The sequence below is a fragment of the Blastococcus sp. PRF04-17 genome (assembly GCF_023016265.1).
Lineage (GTDB): Bacteria > Actinomycetota > Actinomycetes > Mycobacteriales > Geodermatophilaceae > Blastococcus_B.
Genome location: NZ_CP095412.1, coordinates 3,245,731 through 3,261,239 on the forward strand (window position 1 = coordinate 3,245,731; position 15,509 = coordinate 3,261,239).

Annotated in this window: 12 protein-coding genes and 1 pseudogene; 5 read left to right on the forward strand and 8 right to left on the reverse strand. The window is 73.1% G+C overall.

Going from position 1 to position 15,509, the window contains the following annotated elements; all coding sequences use genetic code 11:
* Positions 1-42 precede the first annotated feature (42 nt).
* From murJ to MVA48_RS16460, 4 genes and pseudogenes are all read right to left on the reverse strand, one after another.
* Entirely contained in the window at positions 43-1,758 is a 1,716-nt protein-coding gene (gene murJ, locus MVA48_RS16445) for a murein biosynthesis integral membrane protein MurJ (RefSeq protein WP_246981776.1), read from the reverse strand.
* A 214-nt stretch (positions 1,759-1,972) separates the two neighbouring features.
* A complete protein-coding gene (locus MVA48_RS16450; RefSeq protein WP_246981777.1) occupies positions 1,973-3,400 on the reverse strand; it encodes a DUF6049 family protein in 1,428 nt (475 codons plus the stop codon).
* Positions 3,378-4,355: pseudogene (locus MVA48_RS16455) on the reverse strand (DUF6049 family protein); the annotation flags it as partial. The gene MVA48_RS16450 and the pseudogene MVA48_RS16455, both read right to left, overlap by 23 nt.
* 59 nt (positions 4,356-4,414) lie before the next feature.
* Positions 4,415-4,891, reverse strand: a complete 477-nt coding sequence (locus MVA48_RS16460) for an NUDIX hydrolase (RefSeq protein WP_246981778.1) — start codon at positions 4,889-4,891, stop codon at positions 4,415-4,417.
* A gap of 42 nt (positions 4,892-4,933) precedes the next feature.
* Between MVA48_RS16460 and MVA48_RS16465 the strand changes: the two genes are divergently transcribed.
* Positions 4,934-6,418, forward strand: a complete 1,485-nt coding sequence (locus MVA48_RS16465) for a CCA tRNA nucleotidyltransferase (RefSeq protein WP_246981779.1) — start codon at positions 4,934-4,936, stop codon at positions 6,416-6,418.
* Between the two features lie 119 nt (positions 6,419-6,537).
* Entirely contained in the window at positions 6,538-7,437 is a 900-nt protein-coding gene (locus MVA48_RS16470) for an endonuclease domain-containing protein (RefSeq protein ID WP_246981781.1), read from the forward strand.
* Between the two features lie 48 nt (positions 7,438-7,485).
* Here the strand turns inward: MVA48_RS16470 and MVA48_RS16475 are convergent, their stop codons facing one another.
* Positions 7,486-8,760, reverse strand: a complete 1,275-nt coding sequence (locus MVA48_RS16475; protein WP_246981783.1) for an MFS transporter — start codon at positions 8,758-8,760, stop codon at positions 7,486-7,488.
* A 107-nt stretch (positions 8,761-8,867) separates the two neighbouring features.
* Between MVA48_RS16475 and MVA48_RS16480 the strand changes: the two genes are divergently transcribed.
* Positions 8,868-9,536, forward strand: a complete 669-nt coding sequence (locus MVA48_RS16480; protein ID WP_246981784.1) for a YqgE/AlgH family protein — start codon at positions 8,868-8,870, stop codon at positions 9,534-9,536.
* A gap of 116 nt (positions 9,537-9,652) precedes the next feature.
* Here MVA48_RS16480 and MVA48_RS16485 read toward each other — a convergent pair whose 3' ends face one another.
* The 3 genes from MVA48_RS16485 to MVA48_RS16495 all read right to left on the reverse strand — a co-directional run bounded on the left by MVA48_RS16485 (position 9,653) and on the right by MVA48_RS16495 (position 12,158).
* Positions 9,653-10,399, reverse strand: coding sequence for a hypothetical protein (locus MVA48_RS16485; RefSeq protein ID WP_246981785.1), 747 nt, complete (start codon positions 10,397-10,399; stop codon positions 9,653-9,655).
* 89 nt (positions 10,400-10,488) lie between these two features.
* Positions 10,489-11,568 carry an inositol-3-phosphate synthase gene (locus tag MVA48_RS16490; RefSeq protein ID WP_246981786.1) on the reverse strand — a complete coding sequence of 360 codons (1,080 nt, stop codon included), beginning with the start codon at positions 11,566-11,568 and terminating at the stop codon, positions 10,489-10,491.
* Entirely contained in the window at positions 11,556-12,158 is a 603-nt protein-coding gene (locus MVA48_RS16495) for a PadR family transcriptional regulator (RefSeq protein WP_246981787.1), read from the reverse strand. Before MVA48_RS16495 ends, MVA48_RS16490 begins: the two co-directional genes overlap by 13 nt.
* 200 nt (positions 12,159-12,358) lie before the next feature.
* Between MVA48_RS16495 and MVA48_RS16500 the strand changes: the two genes are divergently transcribed.
* Positions 12,359-12,772, forward strand: coding sequence for a DUF5318 family protein (locus MVA48_RS16500; protein WP_246981788.1), 414 nt, complete (start codon positions 12,359-12,361; stop codon positions 12,770-12,772).
* A 189-nt stretch (positions 12,773-12,961) separates the two neighbouring features.
* Positions 12,962-15,451 (forward strand): transglycosylase domain-containing protein, encoded by a 2,490-nt coding sequence (locus tag MVA48_RS16505; RefSeq protein ID WP_246981789.1) that lies wholly within the window; start codon positions 12,962-12,964, stop codon positions 15,449-15,451.
* Positions 15,452-15,509 lie beyond the last annotated feature (58 nt).

Consider the following 15,509-nt stretch of genomic DNA (forward strand, 5'->3'; position numbering starts at 1 on the left):
GCGACTGCGCAGGCGTCCGTGGCGTCCCCCGCGAAGGATCGGTCATCCGCGCCCCACCCGGGCCCGGACCGCCGCGAGCGGCTCCCTGACCTCCGGAACACGGGCGACCACGAGACCGGTGAGAGCCGCGCCGCCGATGACAACGGTACCGACCAGCACCCGGACGAGCGACCCTGCCGTGGACGCGTCGAGCAGGTCGTTGGTCACGCGGAGCGCCAGCCAGCCCACCGACCCGGCCACCACGGAGACGAGCGCGATCTTCAGGACGGGCACGAAGGTCTCGCGGGTGCGCAGCGTGCCCAGCCGGCGCCGCAGAGCGACGTCCCCGATCACCCAGCCGGCCACGTACGTGACGCTCGTCGCCAGCATCAGGCCGGCCACGACGTGCTCGGGCTCGACGACCATGGGCACGAGCAGGAGCAGGGGCACCCGGACGGCGACCATGCCGACCTGGATGAGGGTCGGGGTGCGGGCGTCCTTCATCGCGTAGAAGACGCGCAGCTGCAGGAGCGTCACCGCCATGGGCAGCAGCCCGAACGCCCCGATGGCCAGCGCCGCGCCGATCCCCGCGGCCTCGGCGGCCGAGGTGTTGCCCCGGGCGAAGAGCAGCACGCCGATCGCGGGACCGAGGACGGCGAGCACCGCGGTCACCGGCAGGAGCCCCAGGGCCGACAGGCGGGTGCCCAGGGAGAGGTCCTCGACGACGCCCCCGACGTCGCGCCGGGCCGCCGCCCGGCTCATCCGCGGGACCAGCGCCGTCAGCAGCGCGACGCCGATGATCCCGTAGGGCATCTGGAACAGCAGGCTCGCGTAGGCGAAGGCGCTGGATCCCAGTCCGCCCTGCCGGCCGGCCTCGTTGGCGATGCGGATCGCGACCACGACCCCGATCTGGCTCACGGCGACGTAGCCGATGACCCAGAGGCCCAGCTTGCCGGCCTCCCGCAGGCCGGTCTGGCGCAGGCCCCAGCGCGGGCGCAGGGGAACACCGGCGCGGCGGAGCAGCGGCAGCAGGACCAGCGCCTGGACGGCGATGCCCAGCGTGGTGCCGATCGCGAGCAGCCAGACGAGGCCCGGGCTGATCGTGGCCGGCTCGAGGTCGCCGGGTCCCGCCGCGGCCAGGAACACCAGACCGGTGGCGATGACGACGACGTTGTTGAGCACCGGCGCCCACGCGGGCGGACCGAAGACGCCGCGGGAGTTGAGGACCGCCTGGGCCAGCGCACCGAGCCCGTAGAACACGATCTCCAGCAGCAGGATGCGGGCCAGCCAGTTCGCCAGCCGGTACTGGTCCGGGTCCTCGTCCAGGCCGTAGAGGCTGGTGAGCAGCGGGGCGGCGAGGACGGCCAGCACGGTCATCAGGCCCAGGGCGGCCATCGCGACGGTCGCCAGCCGCTGGGCGTACGAGACGCCGTCGTCCCGGTCCCGTTCCTGCGCGTGCACCAGCAGTGGGACGACGACGGAGGTGAGCACCCCGCCGAGCAGGAGCTCGTACACGATGTTGGGCAGGGTGTTGACGGTGTTGTACGCGTCGTTGACCAGGCCGACGCCCAGTGCGGCGGCCAGCACCATCGTGCGGAGCAGCCCGGTGACGCGGGAGACCAGCGTCGCCACGGCCATGGTCCCGGCCGCACGCAGGATGCCGCCGCTCGCGCCGGGGGCCCCCTCCCGTCCCTCGACGTCCTCCTCGGTCTCGCCGACGGGACCCTGCGGGACCGGCGGCAGCGACGTCATGACCTGGGTGTCGTCGGCGGCGGGCACCCAGCGGTTCCGCGCGGCGGGTTGCTGAGGCGGTGGCGGGGACTCCGGTGCGGGGGCCGGCGGGGGCACGGGTGGCAGCGGCGCTGCGCGGCCGGCGGTGCCTCGTGCGCCGGTCCCGCGAACGGTGCCGACGGCGGCGGGGTCGCCCGGTACGGCGACGGCGGCAGGGGGCGGCCGGCGGACGGGCGCGGGGGGTCGCCGCCGGGTCCGGCGGTCACACCGGGCTCCGGTTGGGCGGCTGCACGCCGGCCCCCTCGGGCGCCTCCGGCACCGCCTCGCCGGCGGCCCGCCCGGCGCGCCGCCGTCGCAGCACGAAATTGACGAGGCGGCGGAGGAAGAGCAGGCCCAGGAGCGCGGCGGCGCCGATCGTGATGAACAGGGAGATCGAGCCGTAGGCGGTGCTCTTCACCTGCAGCGAGATCTGGTCGCCCAGCGGGGTGCCGTCCGGGGTGGTCAGCTGCGCGGTGACCGCGAAACCGCCGGACCTGCGCACCTCGGTGGGCACCTGCAGGGTCGTCCGCTCGTCGGGTGCGAGCCGCTGGACGCCGATGTCCCCGATCGACAGGCCGGCGGTGCCGCGGGTCTCGACCGCCAGCCGCACGTCGACGGCGACCGGCAGGTCGTTGTGCACCGTCAGCACCAGGGGCGAGTCGCTGGAGGCCAGGCTGTACGTGCCGTTCGCCGGTGCGAGCAGGGTGACCCGGCCGCGCATCCGGTCGATGGTCTCCACCAGCGCGCCGGCCGCGGCCCGGAAGCCCTCGGGGTCGGTCCGCCACGCGACCGAGGTCGTGCGCGCGATGGCCGCGTCGAGCGTGCGCAGCGCGGTGTCGGGATCCTCGACCACGGCGCCGGCGAGGTCGTCCCGTGCGACGACGCTGCTCGTGACGGCCGCCAGCCCGGCCGGGTCCAGGTGGGTTCCGTCGACCGGGTCCACCAGCTGCCCCGCGGGCACCGCCGGACCGGCGGCCAGCTCCTCGAGCGTGGTCGCGCCCAGCCAGGGCAGGGCGGCGGTGTCGGCCAGCATGGCGCCGGCGCCGTCCGGCCCGGCCTCCAGCGTGCGCGGCGGAGCGACGAGGACTGTCTGCGCCGCACCCTCCGGAGCCTGCATGCCGATCACGGCGAGCTCGGCCAGGTAGCGCTGCTCGGCCATCCGGGCACCGCCCGGCGTGCGCTCTGCGGCGCCGACGATGCCGCCGAGGGTGGGGTCGGCGATCAGCGCGCCGAGGGACCCGGTGGGCGTGTTCACCGCCGTGCGGGCGGCGGCGGTGGTCCCGTCGATGCCCACCGCCCGCTCCCCCGCCGTGAGGCCCTCGGCGCCCAGGACGAGGCCGCGCACGCCGCCGGAGAGCAGGGTGTCGATCGTGTCAGGGCGCAGCGTCCCGCCGGCCGCCCACGCCAGGTCCGTCCGCGGCTCGACGTCCAGCACCCGGGAGATGATCTCGGCCCCGGCGCCGGTCCCCGCGGCCGGTCCCTGCCCGCTCCCGGGCGACGAGGTCTGGTTGCTCCCGGCCGGAGGTGAGGTCTCCGCCGCGCCGTCCGGGTCGCCGGGTGGGTCCTGCGCGGTGCCCGACGGTGTGCCCGGGAGCGCGCGGGTCAGCGCAGCGGTCAGGCCCGGCTGCCTGGAGGGCGTCGGCGTCGACATCGCCGTACGGCAGGGCGAGCACCGGGTGCAGCGCGGCGACCGCGCTCAGCCGGTCGAGGAAGTCCGCTGCCTCCTCGGTGCCCTCGCCCGTGCCGCCCTCCCCGACCTCATAGGGGCCGGCCGCCATGATCTCCAGTTCCTCCAGCAGCGCGGGGTCGATCGCCAGCGTCACGCGCAGGGCGGGCACGGCGGGGCCCCCGCCCGGTGCCTCGGTGGCCGGCAGGCGCTCGAGGACGGCGAGAGCCCGGTCCAGCCGGCCGTCGGCACTGATGGCGGTGGTGAGGTCGTCGTCGGCGAACCGCCCCGAGGGAGTGCGGTGCGTGCGCTCGACCAGCGGCCACAGCCACGCGACCGAGACGCGCGCCGGGATCAGCGGCTGCTCGATGACGTAGGAGGAGAGCTCGCCGACGCGCCGCTGCTCCTGCCCGTCCACGGCGCCGTTGACGTTGAGCAGGACCGGGTAGACGCCGTCCTGGCTCAGGGCCAGCGCAGCGGACTCGACCGTGTAGGTGAAGTCCAATTCGCCACCCGCGGGCAACTCGCCGTCGATCGGCTGGAAGGCCGGTCGCACCGCCGTCGCGGGGTCGGGGTCGCGGGACAGCGCGGCCAGTTCGGCGCGGGTGGTGACCACCTCGCCCCGCTGGAGCCGGACGCTGAGATCGGTGATGGCGGTCGTGCCGGTGTTGATCAGGGTGCCGGTGACGGTGACCGTCGCACCCGGCGTGAGCGTGCGCGGCTCGAACCGACCCACTTGGATCCGCACCGGCCGATCGGGATCGGCCGTGTCGTCGTCGGCCGGGGCGGGGTCCAGCCCGGGCAGGCGCTCGGCCGGCGGCGGGGCGGCGTGCGCGTGGGCGGGTGCCAGCGGGGGCGCTGCGAGGGCGGGGGGTGCCAGGACGCCGAGCCCCGTGACGCCGAGCGCCATGACGCCGAACGCCATGACGCCGAACGCCATGACGCCGAACGCCTTGGCGAACTTCGGGGCGACGGCGGCGCGCAGCAGCGCCGTCCGGCTCACGCGCTGTCGGCCAGCAATGCGGGCGCGCGCTCGACCAGTGCCCGTTCGTCGGCGTAGGCGAGCCGGGCGCTGAGCTCGTCGAGGGGGACCCAGGCGACCTCGGTCACCTCGACGTCGGCGTCGGACAGGGCCCCGCCGATCGCGCGGAGCAGGAAGTGGTGCACGGTCTTGTGCACGCGGCGGCCGTCCGCCACGAACCAGAAGTCGATGATGCCCAGCGGCGCGACCACCTCGCCGATGATCCCGGTCTCCTCGGCGACCTCGCGGACAGCGGTGTCCTCGGGCGTCTCGCCCTCCTCGATGTGCCCCTTGGGCAGCGACCAGAGGAGGCGGCCCCGGCGGTCGGTGCGGCCGATGAGGGCGGCACGGGGCCCGGTCACTGCGTCCTCCGCCACCACCAGGCCCCCGGCGGAGGTCTCGTCGACCCGACGCAACCGGCGGCCGGGGCGTCCGCGTGCGCCCGTCCCAGCCATGCCAGGAGGGTAGCGCGCGCTGCGGCACTACTCTGGCTGGTCGTGTCCTCCCCGCCCCCGAGTCGCCCCTCGCCGGAGCCGGTTCCGCCGGCGGTCCAGGCGACCGTGCGGGAGCTGATCGACCTCTCCCCGGTGCTCGCTGAGGTGGGCGAACGGTTCTCGGCGGCCGGGTTCGAGGTGCATCTCGTGGGTGGCTCGGTCCGCGACGCCCTGCTGGCGGCGGCAGCCGACGGGCCGCGCGTCCCGGGCGACCTCGACCTGACGACGGACGCCCGGCCGGAGCAGGTGCTCGAGCTGCTGCGCGGCCTGGCCGGTTCCACGTGGAACACCGGCATCGCGTTCGGGACCGTCGGCGCCGAGGTGCGCGGGACCCGCCTGGAGATCACCACCTTCCGCGCCGACCGGTACGACCGGGAGTCCCGGAATCCCGAGGTGGCGTGGGGCGACTCCCTGGTCGACGACCTCGTGCGCCGGGACTTCACCGTCAACGCGATGGCCGTCTCCCTGGGCCCCGACCGGACGGTGACCGATCCGTTCGGCGGCCTCGGCGACCTCATGCGCCGCCGGCTGCGCACTCCCGGCGCGGCGGTGGACTCGTTCGCCGACGACCCCCTGCGGATGCTGCGCGCGGTGCGATTCGTCGCGCAGCTGGGGCTCACGCCGGACGAGGAGGTCGTCGAGGCGATGACGTCGCTGGCCGGCCAGCTCGCCCGGATCACCCCCGAGCGGGTGCAGGTGGAGTTGTCCAAGACCCTGCTGCAGGACTCGCCGCGCGCGGCACTCGAGCTGTTCGTGTCCACGGGCCTGGCCGACGTCGTGCTGCCGGAGCTGTCGGCCCTGCGGATGGAGATCGACGAGCACCACCAGCACAAGGACGTGTACACGCACTCCCTCACCGTGCTGGACCAGGCGATCGCCCTGGAGAAGGCCGACGACGCGCACGAGTCGCCGGACCTCGTCCTGCGCTTGGCGGCGCTGCTGCACGACGTGGGCAAGCCGGCGACGCGGCGGCACGAGCCGCGCGGCAGGGTCTCGTTCCACCACCACGAGGTGGTCGGCGCGAAGCTCGTCCGCAAGCGGCTGACGGCGCTGCGCTACCCCAAGGACGTCGTCGAGGCGGTGTCCCGGCTGACGTTCCTCCACCTGCGCTTCCACGGCTACGGGTCGGGCGAGTGGACCGACTCGGCAGTGCGTCGCTACGTCACCGACGCCGGTGACCTCCTGCCGCGCCTGCACAAGCTGGTGCGGTCGGACTCGACGACCCGCAACAAGCGCCGAGCAGCCGCGTTGGCGGCGACCTACGACTCCCTCGAGCAGCGGATCGAGGAGCTGTCCGCAGCCGAGGATCTCGCGCGGGTGCGTCCCGACCTCGACGGCAACGCGATCATGCAGTTGCTGGGTCTGCAGCCGGGCCCGGACGTCGGCAGGGCGTGGAAGTACCTCAAGGAGCTGCGCCTCGAGCGCGGCCCGCTGGAGCGAGACGAGGCCGAGGCCGAACTGCTCACCTGGTGGCGCTCTCACGGATGAGTGGAGTGTGAGGGCGCGGATTCCGCGCCCCTGGCACTCCGAGAGCGGCGGTCTGTGGATGACCGCATCGACGGAATCGTGTGTTCCAGCAAGCTCCGGCGGTGCACATCCCGAGATCGGTGGCTCACCGGCGCGAGTTGCGAGTACTGGGCGTCGGCAAGGACCGCATTCGTCGGGCTGTCCACGCCGGTCGATGGCTGGAGCCGATCCCCGGCGTGATCGTCCTCCACTCGGGATCGCTCACTCGCCGCGAACGGCTGGTAGCCGCGTTGACGTGGGCCGGCGACGAAGGCCGGTTGTCCCACACGAGCGCGTTGCACCATCTCGGGGCTCGGATCGAGGAGCCGGTCGCCCTGCGGCGCGTGGCCGGCGTGCGTGGGCAGTACGAGCCGCCCCCGGACGCCGGCCTCGTCCAGGTGACGGTCCCGCATGGTCGCCATCTGGAGTCGGCCGGATTCGTGGTCGTGCATCAGACACGCCGCCCGCTCGGGGAACTGGTCGTCGACGGGCTGCGGACGACGTCAGCCGCGCGTGCGGCCATCGACGTCGCTCTCACGGCAACGCGACGGCAGGACGTGGACCACGTCATTGCCGACGTTCTCCAGAAGGGCCTCGCCCGGGTCGAGGACCTCGTCGACGAGGTGCGTCTGGCCGGCCGCCGAGCCACATCGTGGCTGAAGGACGCCGTTGCCGATGCCGCACGAGGCATGCGGTCGGTCGGTGAGAGCGATCTGCGGCGTGTGATCGTCTCGGCGGGCCTGCCTGAGCCCGAGTGGGGAGCAGAGATCGTCACGCCGGCGGGGACGTACTTCGTCGATGCCTACTGGCGCGCTCGTCGAGTGGCTGCCGAAGCCGACGGTGCGGCATTCCACCTCAGCGCCGCGGACTGGGAGGGCGACCTGCGCCGGCAGAACGCCATCCAGGGGGAAGGAGTTCGTCTGTTCCGCTTCCCGGTGCGGCGCCTCCGCTCCGCGGGTCCGCGGTGCGCGGAGGAGCTGTGGCAGGCCCTCGGCCGTTGATCGGAGTGGCACGGGCGCGCTTTCCGCGCCGTGGCACTCCGCAAGGAGTCAGTGGCGGCGGGTGAGGTGGGCGTAGCCGGTCGCGGCCAGCAGGTACGCGACGGCGACCGCTGCGAGCATCGGGTGCGAGAGGCCCGACTCGGGGAGCGCGAAGGCGCCCACCAGCAGCGCGGCGACGAAGGTGACGTTGAACAGGGTGTCGTAGACGCTGAACACCCGGCCGCGGAAGTCGTCCTCGACGGTCTCGTGCAGCGTCGTGTCGACGCAGATCTTCACCGCCTGGCCGAGGAAACCGAGGACGAACCCCGCGGTGACGATCGTCGGTGGCACGAACGGCGCACCGAGCAGGAACTGGGAGACCCCGCCACCGGCCAGCAGGACGGTGATCCACCAGCGCTTCCCCGTCCGCCGCACCACCCACGGGGTCACCGCCGCGGCCAGCAGCGTGCCCGCGGCGCCCGCCGCGACCACCTCGCCGAGGCCCACGAGCCCGCCGGGGAAGAAGCCGCCCGTCCCGGCGAAGGTGTTCCGGTAGAGCAGCAGCGTCATCAGGGTGAGGACGCCGTAGCAGAGCCGGTGCAGGCTGATCGCCAGCAGCGCGGCGGCGGCCGGTGGGCGGACGGCGACGTGGCGGGCGCCGGCGACCATTCCGAGCGCGACCTCGCGGACGGTCATCCGCGGCGTGCCCGCGGGGTGGTCCGGCCCCAGGTGCCCCCTGTCGAACCCGCTCACGACCGCCGCGGCGGCGACGTACGGCAGGGCCGCCGACAGCGCGAGCACCGCGTATCCGACGTCGCCGGAGGCGACCACCTGGAGGAGCGCGATGGCGACCGCTCCGCCCACCACCGTGGCGACCGCACCCGAGGTCGTCGACAGCGCGTTGGCCGAGACCAGCGACGGCTGGTCGACGGTGTGCGGCAGACCGGCCGAGAGCGCGGCCAGCACGAAGCGGTTGACGGAGAACACGAGCAGCCCGGCCGCGTAGAACGGTGTCCCGCCCACGCCGGCCAGGACCAGCCCCGCCACGACGGCCACCAGTCCGGACCGCAGCACGTTGGCGCGCAGCAACACCTGGCGCCGGCTCCAGCGGTCCAGCCACACACCGGCGAACGGCCCCACGAGGGAGTAGGGCAGCAGCAGGATCGCGAACCCCGCCGCGATGTCGACCGGGTCGGCTGCCCGCTGCGGGTTGAACAGGACCGTGCCGGCCAGGGCGGCCTGGAAGACGCCGTCGCCGAACTGGGACAGCAGGCGGGTGCCCAGGAGCCGGCGGAAGTCCCTCCGCGGGAGCAGGTGGCGGATGGTGGTCTCCGCCTGCGGCACGCCGGTCACCTTACGTGCGGACGAGATGTCCGGGCCCGACCTGCCGGTTCCCCAGGAGGGGGCGGTTCCCCCTCCCTGCGGCGTCGGGTTGGGGCACACTGGACGCGATGACTCCGGTGCCCGCGTCACCCGATCCCGAGTCCGGACCGCCCGTGCGGCCCGCGACCGGTCGACGCCGCGCTCCCGCCGTCCCGGCGTTGTCCGTCGGTTGCCTGGACGACGTCCGACCGGGCGCCCTGCTCGTGGCGATGCCCGCCCTCACCGACCCCACGTTCGCCGGCACCGTGGTGTTCGTCCTCGACCACTCCGAGAGCGGAACGCTGGGCGTCGTGCTGGGGCGCCCCAGCCAGGTCGACATCCGCGACGTGCTGCCCGGCTGGTGCGACCTGGCCGTGGAGCCCAGCGTCTTCCACGTCGGTGGCCCCTGCGAGACGGACACCGCGCTGTGCCTCGCCGTGTCCCCGGCCGCGCTCTCCGAGCCCTCCGGCCCCCTGCGCCGCGTCGCCGGCGACGTCTACCTCGTCGACCTCGACACCGATCCGGCCGAGCTCGCCTTCGAGATCACCGGGCTGCGGGTGTTCGCCGGATACGCCGGCTGGTCCCCCGGTCAGCTGGCCGGCGAGATCGCCGAGGGCGCGTGGGCGTGCGTCCCGAGCCACCCGGACGACGTGCTCGGTCCCGCCTCCGGTCCCGAGCTGTGGCGCTCGGTGATGGGCAGGCAGACGGGCCGTCTGGCGGTCCTCTCCACGGCACCGGCGGAGCCTTCGGCGAACTGATCCGGAGACGAACGGCGTGGCGGGGATGCCTGGACGCCGGTCATCTGGTAGGAAGAGGCCCGGAAGAGGGCGGTCTGGGGAAGAGGCCGCCCTCTTCCGCTGTCTTCTCCCGCCCGCTACAGCCCCAGCGCCGCCACGACCTCCGGATGGTCGGACGCCTCGGCGGTCCCCTCGTCCCCCGGCGGCTCGATCGACCGGGATCCGTGGCCGGACAGCGTGACCGTCACCTGCACGTCGTCCCCGCCCAGGGGCGTGACGAACTGGGCCATCAGGTCGTCCGCGGCGCTCACCGCGACCCTCCGCCCCTCCGGAAGCCCGAACACCGTCGTCAGCCGTCCGTCGATCGAGCGCTGCCCCTGCCAGGTGTGCTTCCCGTCGAGGAAGGCGTCGGGGGCGTCGTCCCGCCGGGAGGAGAGGTTCAGCAACAGCTCCACGGCGACGTCCAGGAGCCTGGGCGGGCCGTCCCCGTCGTCGGTCACCACCGGGCGGCGCAGCAGCGTCGCGCCCGCGTCGGCACCCGTCAGACCGGGGACGTCGCCGAACCAGATGTCCTCCGGCGTGAAGGTCACCGTGAGCGACCGGTCGTCGCGCCCGTCGGAGAAGCTGAGGACCGCCTCACCGGTCGCGACGGACTCGCGGAAGTCCACCTCGCCGGTGAGCGTGAGGAGCTCGTCCTCGGCGTACGGAGCCGTCAGCACGAAGTCCGCGCCGCCGCGCTCGTGGTTGCGGTGCAGCAGCTCGGCCAGCACGCCCGCTTCGGCCCGGGTGACCGGATCGCCCGGTTGCCGCTCCCCGTCGTCGGACGCGCACCCGGCGACCAGGCCCAGGACGACCCCCGAGGCGAGCACGAGCCGTCGGCGCATGCGCGCAGCGTATGCAGAGGGAGGCCGCGCATCCCGCAGGACGCGGCGAGGCCCGCACCCGGGTCGGGTGCGGGCCTCGTCCGTCGGGCTCAGCGCTCGATCTCACCCCGGATGAACGCCTCGACGGCGTCCCGGGCGGTGCTGTCGTCGTACTGCACCGGCGGGCTCTTCATGAAGTACGAGGACGCCGACAGGATCGGGCCGCCGATGCCGCGGTCCTTGGCGATCTTCGCCGCCCGCACCGCGTCGATGATGATCCCGGCCGAGTTCGGGGAGTCCCAGACCTCGAGCTTGTACTCCAGGTTCAGCGGGACGTCGCCGAACGCACGGCCCTCGAGGCGCACGTAGGCCCACTTGCGGTCCGTCAGCCACGGCACGTGGTCCGAGGGACCGATGTGCACGTTGCCCTGGCCCAGGTCGCGGTCGACCTGGCTGGTGACCGACTGGGTCTTGGAGATCTTCTTGGACTCCAGCCGCTCCCGCTCGAGCATGTTCTTGAAGTCCATGTTGCCGCCGACGTTGAGCTGCATCGTGCGGTCGAGCTGCACGCCGCGGTCCTCGAACAGCTTGGCGAGGACCCGGTGGGTGATGGTGGCGCCCACCTGCGACTTGATGTCGTCGCCGACGATCGGCACACCGGCGGCGGTGAACTTGTCCGCCCACTCCTTGGTGCCGGCGATGAAGACCGGCAGCGCGTTGACGAATGCGACGCCGGCGTCCAGGGCGGCCTGCGCGTAGAACTCGGCTGCCTCCTGCGACCCCACCGGCAGGTAGCAGACGAGGACGTCGGCGCCCGACTCGCGCAGTGCGGCGACGACGTCGACCGGCTGGTCGTCGGACTCCTCGATCGTCTCCCGGTAGTACCTGCCGAGACCGTCCAGCGTGTGGCCCCGCTGCACGGTCACGCCCAGCGGCGGCACGTCGCAGATCTTGATCGTGTTGTTCTCGCTGGCGACGATCGCCGCGGACAGGTCCTGCCCGACCTTCTTGGCGTCCACGTCGAACGCGGCGACGAACTCGATGTCGGACACGTGGTAGTCACCGAAGCGGACGTGCATCAGCCCCGGCACCGACGCGGTCTCGTCGGCGTCCTTGTAGTACTCGACGCCCTGCACGAGCGAGGCCGCGCAGTTCCCGACCCCGACGATGGCGACCTTCACTGATCCCATGGATTCTCCTTCTCCGAGCTGCTGCTCTGTGTGGTGGTCGCCTCGCGACGTTCCGTATCGATCAGTTCGTTGAGCCAGCGGACCTCGCGGTCCACCGACTCGAGTCCGTGCCGCTGGAGCTCGAGCGTGTAGCGGTCGAGCCGTTCGCGGGTCCGCGCCAGCGAGGACCGCAGGCCCTCGCGCTGCTGCTCTACCGTGCGGCGGCGGCCTTCGAGGATCCGCAGCCGGACGTCGGCGGCGGTGTGCCGGAAGAACGCGAGCCGGACGCCGAACAGCCCGCCGTCGTCGTAGGCCTCGGGGCCGGTCTGCCCGACGAGTTCGTGGAAGCGCTCCTTGCCCTCTGCGGTGATCGTGTAGACCACCTTTCCGCGGCGGCCGGTGAGGGGCGGGGCGTCGGCCGGCAGGAGAGCGCGCGGGTCCGGCTCGTCCGTCGAGACGAGGCCGGCCGCATGCATCCGCCGGAGCGCCGGGTAGAGCGACCCGTAGGAGATGCTGCGCAGCCCGCCGAGCACCTCGGAGAGCTGCTTGCGCAGCTCGTAGCCGTGCATCGGGGACCGGTGCAGCAGGCCGAGGATGGCGAACTCGAGCACGCGCACCCTCCTCCGCCTTCGATCCGATGTATCGACACGATACATCGCTCATGACATGGCACTCCTCCGGAATGCACCGCGGCCCATTGCCGTTCCCCCGCTGCGTGGAGCGTGGCCTTCGACGGCTGCGCGGGACCCTCCGGGCCCACTCGCCGCCGAACGGCCACCCCTCCACCTGCGTCGTCGGTACATTGACCACCGTGCCCGGACGTCGATCCGTCGTGGACTACTCGCTGCAGCGGCGAGCCGTCCTCGCCGACGTGTACGCGGGACGCACGGGTCTGTTCGAGGTCTGCGACGCCAGTCCCTACCTGTCCCGGGCGGCCAGGTACCACGGCGAGGCGACCGACGACGGCTGCCCGATCTGCCGCAAGGAGCGGCTGATCCGCGTCAACTACGTGTACGGCGACTCGCTGGGCCCGACGTCCGGCCAGGCGAAGACGGAGGCCGAACTCGTCCGCATGGACGCCATGCAGGAGGAGTTCACGGTGTACGCGGTCGAGGTGTGCCGCGGGTGCGGATGGAACTACCTGGGCTTCTCGTACGTCCTGGGTGCCGAGCCCGCACCCGGACACCAGCCCCGCAGGAGCCGGCGGCGGGTGGCCACCGAGTAGCGACCGGCGGCCGGAAGCCGCCCCGGCGGACCCCTCCGTCACAGCAGCAACTGCTGGGCGGAATCGCGCCCGGGCCTCCCCCGCCTGCACAGCTGAAGACGTCACGCTGGTGACCGGCCCCGGCCCGTCGCCGCGCAGCACGACCACGACACAGACTTACGACAGAGACATGTCAGAGAGGGGTTCCTCGTGCCGTCCCACGACGAGACCTCGCCCGTCGCGCCCCGCGCCGGATCCGTCGGCCGTCCGGCCCCCACGCGCAGCCGCCCGACCGGCGGTGGCGGAGGGCAGCGACCGCGGCCCCCGGCCGGCGGCCGCGCACGGACGACCGCGTCGCGCGCCGGTGCTCCGCCGCGGACGGCCGCGGGCCGCGGCTCGGGTCGTCCGCCCGGTGGCAAGGGACCGGCCCGGCCCTCCGGCAAGCCGAAGGGGAAGGGGGCGCGCAGCAAGAAGCAGCGCCGGAAGCGCCGGCTGAAGATCGCCGCCGGCGTCATGGCCGGCCTGCTGGTGCTGCTCGGCGTCTTCGTCGGCGTGGTCTACGCCAGCACCGAGGTCCCCAGCCCGGACTCGATCACCAACGCGCAGACGACGGTCATCTACTACTCCGACGGCCAGACGGAGATGGCCCGCCTCGGTGACGAGAACCGCACCAACGTCTCGCTCGACCAGATCGCCGAGCCCGCGCGCAACGCCGTCCTCGCCGCGGAGAACCGGAGCTTCTACTCCGACCCGGGCATCTCCTTCACCGGCATCGTCCGGGCCGCCTGGAACAACGTGACCGGTGGTTCCACGCAGGGTGGCTCGACCATCACCCAGCAGTACGTGAAGAACGCGATCCTGCAGAACACCGAGCAGACCTTCAGCCGGAAGTTCCAGGAGCTGTTCCTGTCGATCAAGCTCGACAACAACTACTCGAAGGACCAGATCCTCGAGAACTACCTGAACACCATCTACTACGGGCGCGGCGCCTACGGCATCGAGTCGGCCGCCAACACCTACTTCGGCGTCCCGGCCGCGCAGCTCACCGCACAGCAGGGCGCCGTTCTCGCCGTCCTCATCCGGAGTCCCTCGCGGTACGACCCCGAGGTCAGCCCCGAGGACGCCGTCGACCGCTGGGAGCGGGTGCTCGACGCCATGGTGGAGGAGGGCTGGCTGACCGCCGAGGAGCGGGCCGCCTCCACCTATCCGCAGGTGCTGCCGAAGGCGGGTTCGTCCCTGGGGATCCCGTCCGGTCCCGAGGGCCTGATCGTCCAGCAGGTGAAGAAGGAGCTCGTCGAGCGCTACCGCTACAGCGACCAGCAGGTCGACGCGGGGGGCCTGCGGATCACCACCACGATCTCCAAGGGCCACCAGGACACCGCGGTGGCCACGGTCAACGACGTGATGCAGGGCGAGCCGGAGAACCTGCGCGAGGCGCTGGTCGCCGTCGACCCGAGGACCGGCGGCGTGCTCGCGTACTACGGCGGGGCGACCGGCACGGACTTCGACTTCGCTCAGGCGCAGCGCCAGCCGGGCTCGTCCATGAAGCCCTACGTCCTCGCGGCCGCCCTGGACCAGGGCATCAGCGTGGAGGCCCGCCGCGACGGCAGCTCACCGCAGGAGTTCCCCGACCGGCCCGGCCAGGAAGTGGTCAACTCCGGCGGCGCCTCCTGCCCCGCCTGCACCCTCGAGGAGGCGATCACCCGGTCGCTGAACACCACGTTCTACGGCCTGGCCTACGAGGTCGGCCCGGAGAAGGTGCGCGAGTTCGCGCTCGCGGCGACGGGGATGCCCGAGGAGTGGACGATCGGCGGCGAGCCGAAGAAGACCCTCACCAGTGCCGAGGGCCTGACCGGTTCCTCGATCGGCATCGGCGAGTACGAGATGCGCCCCATCTCCCAGGCGGTGGGCTTCGCGACCTTCGCCAGCGGCGGCATCTACCGGCCGGCGCACTTCATCGTCTCCGTGGCCGACAGCGAGGGCAGGGTCCTGCTCACCAACGAGGGCGAGCCCGGGGAGCAGGTCATCCGTCCGGAGGTGGCCAACGACGTCACCTACGCGCTCAAGCGCGTCGCCTCCTGGTCCGACCGCCCGCTGGACGGCGGACGCGAGGTGGCCAGCAAGACCGGTACGCAGGGCCTGGACCGGGAGAACAACTCCGACGCCTGGATGGTCGGCTACACGCCGTCGATCTCGACCGCGGTCTGGATCGGCACGGAGAAGCGGGAGCCGATCCGCGACTACCGGGGGCGCATCATCTACGGCTCCATGCTGCCCGGTCAGATCTGGCAGCAGTTCATGAACGCCGTCCTCTTCAACACCCCGGAGGAGGACCTGCCCGACGAGCCGCAGATCGAGGGCGACACCGGCGAGGGCGTCCCGGCCCCCGCGCCGGACCCGGAGCCGACCCAGACCACGACGTCCAGCTCGACGCCGTCGCGGACCTCGACCAGTCAGGCGCCCGCGCCGGTGGACAACGACGGGGACGGCGTGTACTCCGACGTCGACCCGGACGACAACGACCCCAACGTGCCGAACGCCCCCCGGCCGGTGGACAACGACGGGGACGGCGTGTACTCCGACGTCGACCCGGACGACAACGACCCGAACGTCCCGAACAGCCAGCAGCCCGGCTCGCCGGAGCTGCCCGGCAACCCCGGCGGGGGTGGCGGAGGCAGGCCCGGCGACGGCGGCGGCTGAGACCGATCCCGCACACTGAGCGGGTGAGCAGTACCTCCACGGGCCCGTCCGCAGCAGC